Below are 13,549 nucleotides of genomic sequence, written 5' to 3' on the forward strand. Positions count from 1 at the left end.
GCAACCTCACCGTCCTCGCGGGCGAGGTGGATTCAAGGGTTCGTCGCAACACCCTGTCGAGCTGGGGTGATGAGTGTGATCGGTCCGCCGAGGGTGCCGCGGGAACGGGTCCGCCGGTTCTGGAGGGCCCGGTTGGCGGGGGCCACGATCGCGCAGGCCGCCGCGGAGGTGGGGGTGTCGGCCTCGGCCGGGCGGGGGTGGGTCGTCGAGTCTGGTGGGATGATCCCGGACCTGACCGAGCCCGGCGGGCGTTATCTGTCCCTGGCCGAACGTGAAGAGATCGCCGTGGGCTGGGCGGCCGGGCACAGCCGGGCCGAGATCGCCCGGCGGCTGGGCCGCCACCGCGCCACCATCGGCCGGGAACTGGCCCGTAACCGCACCGTGCGCTATCCACGCCGGCCCCCGCTGCCTGACGGGCGCCCGCACCGCCTGGGGCCAGACCCGGGCACGCACGGCGGCCGGGACCGGCCCCAGCACGAACGGCTGCGGTACCGGGCGGTGGTGGCCCAGGCCAAAGCCGAGGCCCGCGCCCGCCGCCGCACACCCGCCAAACTCCTCACCCACCCCGAGCTGGCCGCCCACGTACACACCAGGCTGGTCGAGCAGCAGTGGAGCCCGGAGCAGATCAGTCAGACTCTGCGCCGAGACTTCCCCGACCGGCCGGAGATGTGGGTGTCCCACGAAACCATCTACCAGGGCGTCTACCAGGCCCTCTACGTCCAAGGCCGCGGGCAGCTGCGCCGCGAGCTCGCGGGGTGTCTCCGGACCGGGCGGGCGTTGCGCCGCCCGAACCGGCTGCCCGACCAACGCCAACACCGCAACCAGACCCGGATCCGGGACAAGGTCATGATCTCCCAGCGGCCCGCGGAGGTCACCGACCGGGCCGTGCCCGGGCACTGGGAAGGCGATCTCATCCTCGGCACCGGCAACGAGACCGCGATCGGCACGCTGGTCGAGCGGACCACCCGGTTCGTGTTGCTGCTGCACCTGCCCGGGGGCCACGGCGCAGTCCAGGTCCGGGACGCGATGATCGCCGCGATGCGGGTGCTGCCCGCGATGGTGCGCCGGTCGTTGACCTGGGACCAGGGCATCGAGCTGGCCCGCCACGCCGAGATCACCATGGCGCCGGAGTTGCCGGTCTATTTCTGCGACCCACACAGCCCCTGGCAGCGGGGCAGCAACGAGAACACCAACGGGCTGTTGCGCCAGTACTTCCCGAAAAGCACCGATCTGTCCGTGCACACCCACGCCGATCTGGACCGGGTCGCGGACAAGCTCAACTCCCGCCCCCGCAAAACCCTGGACTGGGACACCCCCGGGGAAAGACTGACCCGACTACTGTCGCGGCCAGTAACCACCGGTGTTGCGACCACCCCCTGAACCCGAGCGACAACAGCAGCAGTGGGGTTGCGGCCCGCCCCACGCGCGCAACCTCACCGTCGCGTCTCCGCGCGCGGAGAGCAGTGGGGTTGCGGCCGCCCGGGTGGCGGCCGGCGGCGGGCCGGGCCCGGCGGGCACCGTCTGTCGGTGCGGGCCGGGTACCGGCGGGCCGCCGGCCTGGTCGGTCGCCCGGCCGCGGGTAGGCGTGCGGGCTCAGGCCGCCCGGCGGGCCGAGGGGCGCAGGTCGGGGTACCCCGGACCCGCGTCGACGGGCGCGACGGGCGCGTCGTCCGACACGAGCGGGGCGCGGTGTGCCGCGGGCCGGCCGGCGCGGTGGCGACGGTCGTCGCCCGGGCCGCGGCGCCCCAGCACGACGAGCACGACCAGCCCCGTCACCAGCACGGTGTGCCCGGCCAACCGGCCGAGGCCCACCCGGCCGGAGACGACGTCGATGCCCGAGGTCAGCAGGAGCACCGCGGTGAACGCCCCGAGCATCGCGACGAGGCTGCCCGCGGGGCGGGCGGCGCGCAGCGCGACGGCGAGGAACCCGACACCGACGGCGAGGTTCCACGCGGCGCTCTCGTGGCCGAGGTGCGCCAGCCCGGCACCGCCGAGCAGCCCGCCGTGCTGCCCGGCCGCCGCCGCGTCGAGCAGACCGCTGACCCCCAGGGCCAGCTGGGCGATGCCGGCGGCCGCGAGGAGCGCCCGCAGCACGTCGAGCCGGGTGCGGGCGGGCACGACGGGCGGCAGGTCGAGCGCCGGCAGGTCACGCGGCCCGCTCAGGTCGACGAGCCGGGTCCGGGTCAGCCGCGTGACCCGGGCGGCCTGCTCGTGGAACGCGCGGCACCGCGCGCAGCCGGCGAGGTGCGCGTCGCTCGCGACGGCCTCGCCCGGCAGGTCCTCACCGTCGAGCCGCGCGGAGAACACCTCCCGGCAGGTCGCGCAGTCCATCCCGCGTGTGGTCAGCGTGCGGCCGGCGCGACGACCTCGTCGAGCACGCCGCGGCGGACGTCGGCGACGAGGTCGGCGAGCTGCTCGACGCTCATCTGGATCCGCTGGCCGAAGTCGTCGGTGATGACGATCCGCTTCTCCGGCACGGCGGCGTCGTCGACATGGAGCTCGGGGCATCCGCAGTTGCAGCTACCGCAGAACGTGGCGATGTGGCGCATGTAGGAGAGGTCGGCGCCGCGGCGCCCGGAGTTCCCGGTGTCACCCGGACGTGTGGCGGCGAGGCCGACCCGATCGTGGCGCGCGGGTGATCTCTACCGTCGCGCCATGGCACCCCGCCCGACCGACGGCCACGTCACGGACCGCGCCCTCGCCGCCGCGAGGGGCGACCGGGCGGCACTCGACGAGTTCGTCCGGGCCACCCGTGACGACGTGCGCGGGTTCCTGGTGCACCTCGCGGGCGCGGACGAGGCCGACGACCTCCTGCAGGAGACCTACCTGCGCGCGGTCCGGTCGCTGCCGGGCTTCACCGGCGACGGGCCCGCCCGTGCCTGGTTGCTCGCGATCGCCCGGCGCGCGGCCGCCGACGCCGTGCGCGACGCGGTGCGCCGTCCGCGGACCGTCGCGGTCGACGACTGGGAGGCGGTGAACGCCCCGCGCGGCCGGGCGAGCGACGAGGCGGTGCTGGTCGGCGCGTTGGTCGACCGCCTGGAGCCCGACCGTCGCGACGCGTTCGTCCTCACCCAGCTGCTCGGCCTGGCCTATGCCGACGCGGCGCAGGTCTGCGGCTGCCCGGTGGGCACGATCCGCTCGCGGGTGGCGCGCGCCCGCGAGGACCTGGTGGCCGCGCTCGAACCGGGCCGCACGATCGCCTCGGGATGACCTGCCGGTCCTCCTGCGTCGCGCCGACGAGACGGCGCCTCGGCTCACCAGCGCGGTCGGGACCGCACCACCCAGCCGGTCAGCAGCCCGCGCGGGACGACACCGTTCTCGTCGACGATTCCCGGTGGTCCCTTCGCTGTGCACGTGCCGCCGGTGGCGATCGTCAGGCGGGCGAGGAACGAGGCGAGGCGGGGTGCGTTGAGTGTGGCCGGCCCGGTGTTGTGTCTGCGCCCATCCCAGGTGTGCCACGAGTGAGCATCGCAGTGCAGGTCGAGCCGATGCCCCACGGCACCGTCCCGGTACTGCACACGGACCTGCGCGCCGTCCACGAGCACGTCGACGGCGCCTCCCGCCGACTCCAGCTCCACGTCGAGATCGAGGCGCAGCTGGGCCGCCCGCGGGCACCGGCGCAGGAGCGCGAGCACCGTCCGCTCGTCGATCGGAGTGCCCCGCGGGTGCCGGTGCAGCAGCCGGTCCGGCTCCGCTCCGCTCCCCGGCCCACGGCAGTCGAAAGCGGCGGGGACGGCGAACCCGGTCAGCGCCGTGAGCATCCGCGTGGCGGCGATCGCCAGTGCCTGCTGCGGTGACAGGGCGGGGTCGGGCCGGCTCGCCACCGTCCAGGAGGCCCAGCAGCGCTGCACCCGCCAGGTGGCCTCCGGTGGGGCCACGGTGATCGTGCTGCGCGGCCCGCCCGCAGCTGGGGCGTGCCTGCGGTAGGTGTCGCGACCGAGCGGCCACTGCTCCGGCTGTGCGGGATGGGCCAACCAGGCGGGGACCGGCCCGTCCCAGGGGGTCGGGCGCTCCATCGCGGAGATCCGCCCGTCGAGGTCCCTGCCCGAGGGCCGCGGCACCGGATCGCACGGGTTGCCCGTCAGGTCGAGCACCGACAGCCCCGCCAGGACCGGCGACTCGGCGAGCGCGTCCACCCCGGGCCGGCCGATCCGGTTGTGTGCCAACGACAGCCAGCGCAGCGACCGCAGTTGCTCGGCCCGGGCGAGATCAGCAGCGGCCTCGTCGTCGAGCCCGAGCCCGGCGAGCGACAGCGACACCATGCGGCCGACGTGAGGTGAGCGCAGCAGCTCGGCCAACCGGGTGTGCGGGGCGGTGAGATCGAGGTGCTGCACCGGCGCCGTGCGGAGCAGCCGGTCGGCGACCTCGAGGAACCGGTCGACGGGCAGTCTCACCTCACCGACGAAGCCGCGGTGGAAGTCGTAGCCGTCGACCAGCTCGACGACCGGGCCCGCGGCGCGGTGGCCGATCCGGTCCAGCAGTGCCCGCCTACGGCGCATCAGCACCGGATCCCGCTGTCCGGTCGCTTCGTCCTGCGCGGCGAGCGCCAACTCGATCCGGACCAGCTCGGCGCGCGGGTCGCCGCGGCGCCGCCAGAGGAGGGCGAGGCCGATCCGCGGCGCGGGATCGTCCGGATCGGCCAGCACGGTTTCCCACAGCGCCCGCTCGTCGTCGTCGGCCCGTGCCCCGTGTTCGCCGCCACCCACCCCGACCGCCGCGCCCTTCCCGCTCGATGCCCGTCTCCGGCCCTCCGCGACAGGGCTCCCCGTCAGAACGTCGGGTACGACCGCGGCGTCACCGTCATCTCGAAGGCCAGCTCCGCGCTGCAGTCGCCCGAGGTCGCCTCCTCGGTCCACGCGACCCGGCCCGTGCGTGCGGGCAGCAGCGGACCCCTGTCCTTCGGATCGGCACCGGGATCGAAGACCGGGTCACGGTCGTTCCACGCCGCAGTGGGCGCGCGCAGCCCGTCGGCGGCGCTCACCTCGGTCAGCGTGTGGGCGAACTCCGGGATCCGGCCGGCCCGCTCGTTGTCACCCAGGGCTGCCAACCCCGACCTGCCGTGCGCGTCGCGCCAGTAGACGTCCGGGTCCGGCGCGCTCCACGGCGGGACCCCGGGATCGCAGTCCTCGGAGGTGCCGAAGGTGAGATCGCCGATCCGGACGTCGGCAACGGGGTTCACCCGGTGCCCCCACACCTTCAGGTAGCTCGCTCCGGTCGCGGTGTCCTGCAGCCGGACCGTCACCGTCTCCAGGCGGCTCGCGAAGTCGGCGTGCGGTACGGCCGCGCGCAGGACCAGGCCGCTGCTCTCCGAGTAGAGCGCCTCCTGCCACGGGGACGCGGTGGTGAACCGGACCGCCACCCGCACGGGGCTGCCGGCCCCGAGCCCGGGCCGGGCCGACAGCTTGAGGTTGACGCTCTTCGACTCGAGCCGCAGCCCGCTGACGACCCGGTGGATCGCCGGGGTGGGAGCGTCGTGGAACGGGTCCGGCGGTGCGTTGGTGGTGGGTCGGGGGGCCGTCGGCGCATCTGCGGGGACGCGGGACGCCGGCCCCGGGGGCGGCGGGGCCGGATCGGTGCCGGGTTCGGAGCCGGTTGCCGCGGCGGCGCGGGCGCCCGCGCCGGACGGTGCGGCCCCGGCAGGTCCGGCGGTGGTCGTCACGAACAGAACGGTGACTGCGGCGGCCACCAGGGCCGCGCGACGGGTGGGTCCAGACATCCTCGATCGTCCTCGGGATCGGTCGGTCGCGGTCGCGACCGGTGGTCGGAAGACTGGTCCTGACGGTGTCCGGACCAGTGGGTCGGCGGGCGCGAGGACCACGCCCCGCACGGGGCGCGGCGATGCGCTCGTCGCATCAGAAGCTGAACGTCGTGGCGCCGTCGCCGATCCACTCCCACAACGGAACGGTGCCGCCGAGCTCCGCTCCGGGGATCAGGTCGGTGTCGAGCCTCTTCGCATCCACACAGATCGGACACACGAGGAATCGGCCGCCGGCCGTGGCGTAGCGCTCGAACAACTCGGTCAACGGCGGGCAGCCCGCGCAGGCCGTCGCGGTCGCGACGCCTGGCACCGCGAGCCGGGCAGCCTCCTTGCTCAGGAACGTCATCGTCGGGCGGCCGGACTCGGCCGCGGCGACCGCGGTCAGCATCGCCACGGTGACCCGCTCGGGATCCTCCAGCCCGGTCGTCAGGTTGACCACGGCGCGACCACTGGTCGCTGTGCTGCCGGTCGTCATCGATCCTCTCCTCGGTTCGGGCGGCCCGCTCCGGTCTGGACCGTGGCGGCGCCGGCGAGATCGCCGGTGGTCGTGCGGCCTGCCGCGCCCGCGGGCTCGGCGAGCGGATAGGGAGCGATGAGCTCCAGGTAGGGCTCCGGATCACCGCACCACGAGCGGTTCCGGAGATCCGTCCGTGCCCGCCGACCTGTGACGATCCGGAACAGTTCGTGCCGGGAGGCGCGCAGCACCGCACCCGGCTCCCCCGCGCCGCCCACCTGCCAGCGCCGGTTCCCGTCGGTGAGCAGCAGCGGGGCGCGGCCGGTCTGCTCCAGTCTCAGCCCGAGCCAGTCCCGGTAGACGCGGAACCCGAACCGGGTCAGGGGTGAGTCCGGCTCCACCTCTACACCGAGTGCCTCCCGCAGGTCGTCGAGGTGCACGGCGAGGTCCGCCACGGGTGCGCTGTGCAGCCACTCCGGCGCCCCGGCCGCGTGGCCGGTGCCCCGGCGCAGGTCCGCGACCAGCTCCGCGCCCTGCCGCTCGATCTCCGCGACGAGGTCGGTGACGCCGACATCCGCGCGCGAGGCGACCTGCTCGGCGGTCCAGGACTCCCGGCGGGCGGCGACTGTCTCGTCGGCCCACGCACGGACGGCGTCGGTGAAGTACGCACCCCGCACGACGTCCGTCGCCACCCCCGCGAGATGGGCCAGCAGGTCCCGGGCGGTCCATCTCGGGCACGCGGGGACGACTGTCGTCCGCAGGTCGCCGGCCGGGTTCGTCACGAGGGCGGCCAGCGTCCGCACGCCGTCCTCGTACGCGCGGGCGGCCTCCCACCGGACCAGGCGCGAGCGGTGCAGCACGGCAGTGGGCCGACGACGCTTGGTGAGCACGTCGAGGAACTCCGCCCCGGCGCCGGGGTCGGCGGCGAGACCAGCGAACACCGCCGCGGCCCGCGCGTTGCCGAAGCGCGCCATCTCGAACGACCAGGCGTCGTGACCGGCGGACCGGGCGTCCCGCCACGCCTGGAAGCCGTCCAGCTCACATCCGGCCGCCAGCGCGCGACCGACGTGCCGGGCCTGTGCGAGGGCGTCCCCGATGCCCTGCGCCGTCGCCGGATGGGTCACCGCCCCCGCGTCCCCGACCAGCGCCCAGCCCGGGCCCGCGGCTCGGCGCCGGAAGCCCCGCATCATCGTCTCGGGGACCGCGACGACGGGCGAGATCTGTTCGGCTCCTTCGAGCAGCCGCTGGTTGAGCACCGCGGGGAACTGCCTGAGACCCTCCAGGTACCGGGCGCGGCGCACGGCGGCGCTGCCTCGGGTCAGCCCGGGGGGTCCGGCCAGCGACAGCAGATGGATCCCGTCCTCGCACGGTGCGGACATCAGCGCCGCATGCTCGTGGGTGTCGATCCGACACCAGCCGTGTCCCGGCAGCCCGCGCCAGTAGCCGAGCAGGAAGGCCATCTCGCCGCGGCGGCGTTGCTGCGCGGCCAGCCGCAGGCTACGCGCGACGAGCGATGTCCGGCCGTCCGCGCCGACCACCCGGCCGGCCGCGAGCCGGGCGCCATCGGCCAGCACCACCCCGCGCACCGGATCCTCGTCGGTACCGGCACCGATCAGGCCCACGGCCGCGCAGTCGGAACGGACCTCGGCGCCGGCGGCGATCGCGCCGTCGAGGAGGGCGGCATCGAGGACGTTCCGGCGGACGCAGGTCGCGAGATCGAAGCCGCCGACCGGGGTGAAGGCGCCCCCGACCTCGTGCCCGTGCACCCGCCAGCCGAACTGCAGCCAGGGCAGCTCGTGAGCCCCGGCGAGCCGGTCCAGCGCGCCGAGCTCGTCGAGCAGCGCCACCGCGTCGGGGAACAGCAGGTGGGTCGACACCGTGTCCGACGGCAAGGGATCGCGGTCGAGCAGCAGTACGCGCGCACCTGCGTCGGCCAGCACCGTCGCGAGGGCGGACCCGGCACAGCGGGCACCGACCACGATGACGTCATAGGCCCGGTCCATCTCGCTCCCGTCGCTGTGGGGTCCTCGGTACCGATCACGATGGCCGTCCGGTGTTGAGATCGCGTTGAGGTCCGGGACGGGCGGCTCAACCGGTGCTCCCGCGGCCGGTCAGCCGCGCCCGCAGCTCGTCGGCCGCCTTGGCCGGACCCGTCGCGCCCGCAGGGTCGCCGAGTTCACGCCGGGCCCGCGACCAGGCGCGCAACGCCTCGATCCGGTGCCACGGCGTCCGGTACCGGACGAACGACTCGACGGCCAGCCGGTGGGACCGGTCGCTTCGCCGACGGTCTCCGGCAGCCGCCGCCACGGCCCCGCGGGCCAGCTCGACGACCCCGGCAGCACCCCGCCAGTCCGCCCCGCCGGCCAGGATCAGGTCGCACGCGTCGAGCTGCGCCCGGGCCGCGCCCAGGTCACCGGCGCCCACGCGCACCCGGGCGAGCTCGGCCCGCGCGACGAGCTCGGTGGGGACCTGTGGCGCGGAGACCGCCCAGGCCACCGCCTTCGTCAAGGACTCATCCGCACCGGCACGGTCGCCGAGCGCCAGTTGTGCCATGGCGAGCCAGCGCGCGTTGAGGGCGGCGTCGTGCAGGTCGCCCGCCGCCTCGTCGGCCCGCAGCGCCGCTGCCCAGCCGTGCGCGGCCCGCTCGACCGCACCGGACCGGAAGGCCAGCAGACGCCGGCTGACCGACTCGGCGGGCAGGCGCCCGACGGTGCTCCGGGCCGCCGCGAGCTCACCGGCCTCGACCTGCGCGAGCGCGAGTTGGTCCAGCACGGCGGTATGAGGGTCGGCGAAGCCCGCAAATCCGGGCTGGGCGAGTCCCCGGCGGCACCAGTCCCGGCCGCGGGTGGGATCGAGGAGGTAGGCGGTGGCGGCCAGTGCCCCGGCGTTGACCGGGGCCCACCCGAGGAAGGGATCCCCGAGCTCGTGGGCGACGGCCCAGACCTCCTCGAAGCAGGCGTCCGCGGCAGCCGGCTCCCCGCGGTTGAACAGGGCCCACCCGCGGGCCCAACCGGCGAGCACGCCCAGATCGCGGCGGCCCAGCCGCCTCGCCAGCTCGCCGGCCCGGTCCGCGGCCGTCGCCAGCAGCGCGGTGCGCATGCCGTACATCGCCGCCTGGGTCAGCCCCCGCTGCAGGTGGAACACCGCGGCCGGCTCTGCGAGCAGCCGCTCGGCGGCGGCGAGATGCTCCAGCGCGCGCGGGATGTCCATCACCGAGTGGTGGGTGCTCAGCGCCCCACCGATCCGGCTGTGGACGGCGCCGAGCAGCTCGTCGGAGCCGGCGGCGCGGTAGAGCCCCACTGCCTCCTCCAGGTGCCGGATCGCCTCCGGATGGCCCCGCCCCGACTTGATCCGCAGCATGGCGGTTCCGACCGCGGCGTCCGCCCGGGCCTCCGCCGGCGCGTCGATCCTCGCGAGGATCGCCACGGCGGCCTCGGCGTGCCCGACGGCGTCCTCCCAGGCCGCGCGGGCGCCGGTCAGCTCCGCGGCACGCAGGCTCACCGCCGCCACCTCGGCCGCGTCGGCAGCCGGGCCCGCGGCCCGCAGGTGCACTGCCGCCGCAGCGACGTTCCGGTCGGTGAGCAGCGCCCGGCCGGCCCTCGCGTGCAGCCGTTCCCGGTGGCGACCGGCGACGTCGTCGTACACGCAGTCCCGGATCAGCCCGTGTCGGAAGGCGTACCTGCTGCCCCAGCCCTGTCCGGCCGGGAGCAACAGGCCGGCGTCGACGGCACGCTCGATACCGTCGACCAGGTCGTCCTCGGAGCCGTCGACGAGGGCCGCGAGCAGCTCGAACCCGACCTCACCGCCCACCACCGCCGCGGCCGTGACGACGTGCTGGGCCACCGGTGGCAGCCGTGCGACCCGGTCGCGCAGGACGTCGCGGATCCGGGTCGGGATCCGTCTGAAGGGGCCGACGGCCGGCTCCTCGCGCCGGTCCCGCAGGTCCCGCACGATCTCGGTGAGAAAGAACGGGTTTCCCCCGGACCGCTCCCACAACCGGTGCGCCGCGCCATCGGGGACCGCTCGGCCGAGTATCTCGCCCGCCAGCCGACGCACATCGGGTTCGGCCAGCGGACCGAGCACGACCCGCTCGGCGACGGCCGCACCGTCGCCGAGGAGGGCGCGCAGCGGCTCGTGGCGGCTGCCCGGCGGATCCCGGAAGCAGATCAGCAGCATGAGCCTCGCGGGCGGATCGGCGGCCAGCGCTCGCAACAGGTCGGCGCTCGCGGGGTCGATCCACTCGGCGTCCTCGACGACGACCGCCGTCGGGTTGGTGTGCGCGGTGCCGGCGAGCAGGAGTCGCAGGGCGGCAGCCGGCTCCGGACGGCCACCGGCCGGCCCGGGTGGGGCGTCGAGCAGGACCTCGATCCCGGCGGCCGGCTCGCCGGCCCGCGGCGCCGCCGGCTGCGCGCACATCCGCACGATCGCCGCGAGCGGCCGGTACGGCGCCGCCGCGACCGGGTCGCAGCGGCCGACGAGACAACGGCCGCCGTCGTCGGCCACGAGCCGAGCCAGCTCGGCGGCCAGCCGCGACTTGCCCACGCCGGCCTCCCCGCTGAGCAGGACGACGGGCGAGGCGCCCGCGCACGTCTCGCGCCAGAGCGCTGCGAGCCGGGCGAGCTCGGCGTCGCGGCCCACGAGCCGGAGCCGACGCGCTGCGGCGAAGAGCGCGTCGGGCGGCGGTTCGACGACGGTGCGCGCGTCCTGCCGTCGGACCGGGGGTGCGTGGTGGTGCGCCGGCAGCAGGACCGGGTCCTGCCGCAGGATCGCCGCTTCGAGGGCGGCGAGCTCGGGGCCGGGGTCGAGACCGAGCTCGTCGGCGAGCCGGGACCGCGCCGCGGCGTACGCGGCAAGGGCCTCGGTCTGCCGCCCACAGCGGTAGAGCGCCACCATGAGCTGCCCGCACAACCGTTCCCGGAACGGGTGGTGCGCGACGAGCGCCTCCAGCTCGGCCACCACGTCGAGATGGCGGCCGAGGTCGAGCTCGGCGGCGAGACAGCTCTCCAGCGCCGTCAGCCGCAGCTCGTCGAGCCGGGCTGCGCTGTCGGCCGCGAACTCCGGCTCCTCCAGGTCGGCGAGCAGCGGGCCCCGCCACAGCCCCAGCGCGGTGCGGAGTCCCGTCGCCGCCGCGGCGGCGTCACCGGCTCCCAGCGCCTCCTGCCCGAGCCGGACGAGGCGCTCGAACCTGCTGCTGTCGACGTCGTCGGGCTCGATCTCCAGCTGGTAGCCCGGCGCCCGGGTCACCAGGACGTCGGGCAGCCCGGCCGCGGCCAGCCGGCGGCGCAGGTGCGACACATGCGTGCGGACGGTGACCCGGCTCCCCGACCCGGGCCGCTCGGCCCACAGGGTGTCCACGAGCCACTGCGCGGGCAGGACGCGGTTCGGGTGCAGGGCCAGCAGGCCGAGCAGCGACCGTTCGCGCGGGCCGCCGAGCGTGACGGGCGCACCCTCCGGGGAGCACACCTCGAGACGGCCGAGCAGCCTGATGCGCGGCGGGCTCGACACCGCGCCACCGTACCCGGACAAACACCCCGAACTACTGCGTGACCGGTCCTCAGCCGTCGCGCTCGGCCTGCTCGCGGGGCCGGGTCGCCCGCAGTGACCCCGCGTGAGCCGTCGCGGTCGGGTCGCGGCGCGTCTTCACCAGGCTCGCGACGGTGACGACCAGCAGGACGCCGACGATCACGCCGAGGCTCAGCGGCGTCGGGATCTCGGGCACGGACGGCGCGATGTCGACGTGCAGCCAGTGCAGGATCAGCTTCACGCCGATGAACGCGAGGATGATCGCGAGGCCCGTCGAGAGATACACCAGACGGTCGAGCAGGCCCTTGACCAGGAAGAACAGCGCACGCAGCCCGAGCAGGGCGAAGGCGTTCGCGGCGAAGACGATGTAGGCCTCCCTCGTCACCCCGAAGACCGCGGGGATGGAGTCGAGCGCGAAGAGCAGGTCGATACCGCCGATGGCGATCAGCACGATGAGCAGCGGCGTCACCATCCGGCGGGCGCCCACGCGCGTGAGCAGCTTGCCGCCGTCGTACTCGTCGGTGACCGGGAGGAGTCTCCTGGCGACCTTGACCAGGCCGTTGTCCTCGACGTCCGGGTCCTCGTCGCGGTGCCGGAACAACTGGACCGCGGTGTAGAGGAGCAGCAGGCCGAAGAGCAGGAACATGAACGAGAAGTAGTTGAGCAGCGTCGCGCCGAGGGCGATGAAGATGCCGCGCATGACCAGCGCGAGCACGATGCCGAACGTCAGCACCTTGTGCTGGTGCTCCTCGGGCACCGCGAACGTCGACATGATGATCACGAAGACGAACAGGTTGTCGACCGACAGGCTCTTCTCGACGATGTAGCCCGCGAAGAACTCGGTGCCGAACTGGCTGCCCGCCGTCATCCACAGGACGACGCCGAAGGCCACCGCGACGGCGATGTAGAACACCGACCACAGCACGGCCTCGCGGAACCCGACCTTGTGCGGGCGGGCCGCCGCGACGGCCAGGTCGATCGCCAGGAGAACCACGACCAGCGCGATCGTCAGACCCCACCCGAGCGCGCCGATCTCCAGCACCGCACCCCTCCTCGCCGAAGGCCCACCGATCCGGACGATTCGGGCGGCCGGTTCCCACACTGCCACGAGCGGGCCCGACGGCGCGGCCACCGGGAGGAGCGACGGCGGGACCGGCACAGGCTATTGCGCCCGACCGGTTCCCGCGCGACGTCGGGCGGCGCGCCGACGTGGATCCCCACGACGACGGGATCGACGGCGCGGGCGCCGGGCCTACGGTGCTGACCGACCCGGTCCCGACCCAGGAGGACAGATGGACCAGCGGCTGAGCTTCGTCACCCTCGCGACCCCGGACCTCGACGCCGCGCGCGCGTTCTACCGCGACGCCTTCGGGTGGGAACCGCACCTGGACGTGCCGGGCGAGATCGTCTTCTACCAGGTGGCGCCGGGTCTGCTGGTCGGCTTCTTCGACGCGGCGTCGTTCGACCGCGACCTCGGCCTCCCGGCGGGCAGCACCAGCGGGGTCTCCGGGATGACGCTGGCGCACAACGTCGGCGACCGCGCCGGGGTGTACACGCTGGCGTCGGCGGCCGTCGCGGCGGGTGCGGCCGTGGTCAAGCCGCCGCAGGAGAGCGAGTTCGGCGGGATCTTCCACGCGCTGGTCCGCGACCCGAACGGCGTCGTCTGGGAGATCGCGCACAACCCCGGCCACCGCGTCGAGGCCGACGGCACGGTCGTGCTCGGATGAGCCTCCCGGACCGGGCGTCTCGAACTGAGACGGAGCCCGGCCGTGCGGCACGGCAGGCTCGACCGATGACACCCTCTGTGTCAACCT

General features: G+C 75.0%; 11 protein-coding genes. 3 read left to right on the forward strand and 8 right to left on the reverse strand.

Annotated features, from left to right (window positions below):
* Positions 1 to 69: 69 nt before the first annotated feature.
* The gene (locus PSED_RS29345) at positions 70 to 1,380 is read left to right on the forward strand and encodes an IS30 family transposase (protein WP_013677865.1); all 1,311 of its coding nucleotides are present in this window, start codon (positions 70 to 72) and stop codon (positions 1,378 to 1,380) included.
* Between the two features lie 213 nt (positions 1,381 to 1,593).
* Here the strand turns inward: PSED_RS29345 and PSED_RS29350 are convergent, their stop codons facing one another.
* Together PSED_RS29350 and PSED_RS29355 are read right to left on the reverse strand one after the other, a co-directional pair.
* The gene (locus PSED_RS29350) at positions 1,594 to 2,331 is read right to left on the reverse strand and encodes a zf-HC2 domain-containing protein (RefSeq protein ID WP_013677866.1); all 738 of its coding nucleotides are present in this window, start codon (positions 2,329 to 2,331) and stop codon (positions 1,594 to 1,596) included.
* Between the two features lie 11 nt (positions 2,332 to 2,342).
* On the reverse strand, positions 2,343 to 2,549 hold the full coding sequence (locus PSED_RS29355; RefSeq protein WP_013677867.1) for a hypothetical protein: 207 nt from the start codon (positions 2,547 to 2,549) through the stop codon (positions 2,343 to 2,345).
* Between the two features lie 106 nt (positions 2,550 to 2,655).
* On the opposite strand from PSED_RS29355, the gene PSED_RS29360 reads away from it, so the two are divergent.
* Complete coding sequence (locus PSED_RS29360; RefSeq protein WP_013677868.1) at positions 2,656 to 3,210, forward strand: sigma-70 family RNA polymerase sigma factor; 555 nt, start codon at positions 2,656 to 2,658, stop codon at positions 3,208 to 3,210.
* Between the two features lie 44 nt (positions 3,211 to 3,254).
* Here the strand turns inward: PSED_RS29360 and PSED_RS29365 are convergent, their stop codons facing one another.
* The 6 genes from PSED_RS29365 to PSED_RS29390 form a co-directional block, all read right to left on the reverse strand.
* Positions 3,255 to 4,706, reverse strand: coding sequence for a hypothetical protein (locus PSED_RS29365; protein WP_013677869.1), 1,452 nt, complete (start codon positions 4,704 to 4,706; stop codon positions 3,255 to 3,257).
* A gap of 62 nt (positions 4,707 to 4,768) precedes the next feature.
* A complete protein-coding gene (locus PSED_RS29370; protein ID WP_143770671.1) occupies positions 4,769 to 5,659 on the reverse strand; it encodes a hypothetical protein in 891 nt (296 codons plus the stop codon).
* 193 nt (positions 5,660 to 5,852) lie between these two features.
* Positions 5,853 to 6,233, reverse strand: a complete 381-nt coding sequence (locus PSED_RS29375) for a DsrE family protein (protein ID WP_013677871.1) — start codon at positions 6,231 to 6,233, stop codon at positions 5,853 to 5,855.
* Entirely contained in the window at positions 6,230 to 8,215 is a 1,986-nt protein-coding gene (locus tag PSED_RS29380) for a maleylpyruvate isomerase family mycothiol-dependent enzyme (RefSeq protein ID WP_013677872.1), read from the reverse strand. The genes PSED_RS29375 and PSED_RS29380 overlap by 4 nt, the downstream gene beginning before the upstream one ends.
* An 85-nt stretch (positions 8,216 to 8,300) precedes the next feature.
* Positions 8,301 to 11,717 carry an ATP-binding protein gene (locus PSED_RS29385; protein WP_013677873.1) on the reverse strand — a complete coding sequence of 1,139 codons (3,417 nt, stop codon included), beginning with the start codon at positions 11,715 to 11,717 and terminating at the stop codon, positions 8,301 to 8,303.
* 49 nt (positions 11,718 to 11,766) lie between these two features.
* Positions 11,767 to 12,777 (reverse strand): TerC family protein, encoded by a 1,011-nt coding sequence (locus tag PSED_RS29390; RefSeq protein WP_013677874.1) that lies wholly within the window; start codon positions 12,775 to 12,777, stop codon positions 11,767 to 11,769.
* A 250-nt stretch (positions 12,778 to 13,027) separates the two neighbouring features.
* Here PSED_RS29390 and PSED_RS29395 point away from each other — a divergent pair, with 250 nt between their 5' ends.
* On the forward strand, positions 13,028 to 13,462 hold the full coding sequence (locus PSED_RS29395; RefSeq protein ID WP_013677875.1) for a VOC family protein: 435 nt from the start codon (positions 13,028 to 13,030) through the stop codon (positions 13,460 to 13,462).
* The last annotated feature ends 87 nt before the right edge of the window (positions 13,463 to 13,549 follow it).

The sequence above is a fragment of the Pseudonocardia benzenivorans CB1190 genome, assembly GCF_000196675.2.
Classification (GTDB): Bacteria; Actinomycetota; Actinomycetes; order Mycobacteriales; family Pseudonocardiaceae; genus Pseudonocardia; species Pseudonocardia benzenivorans.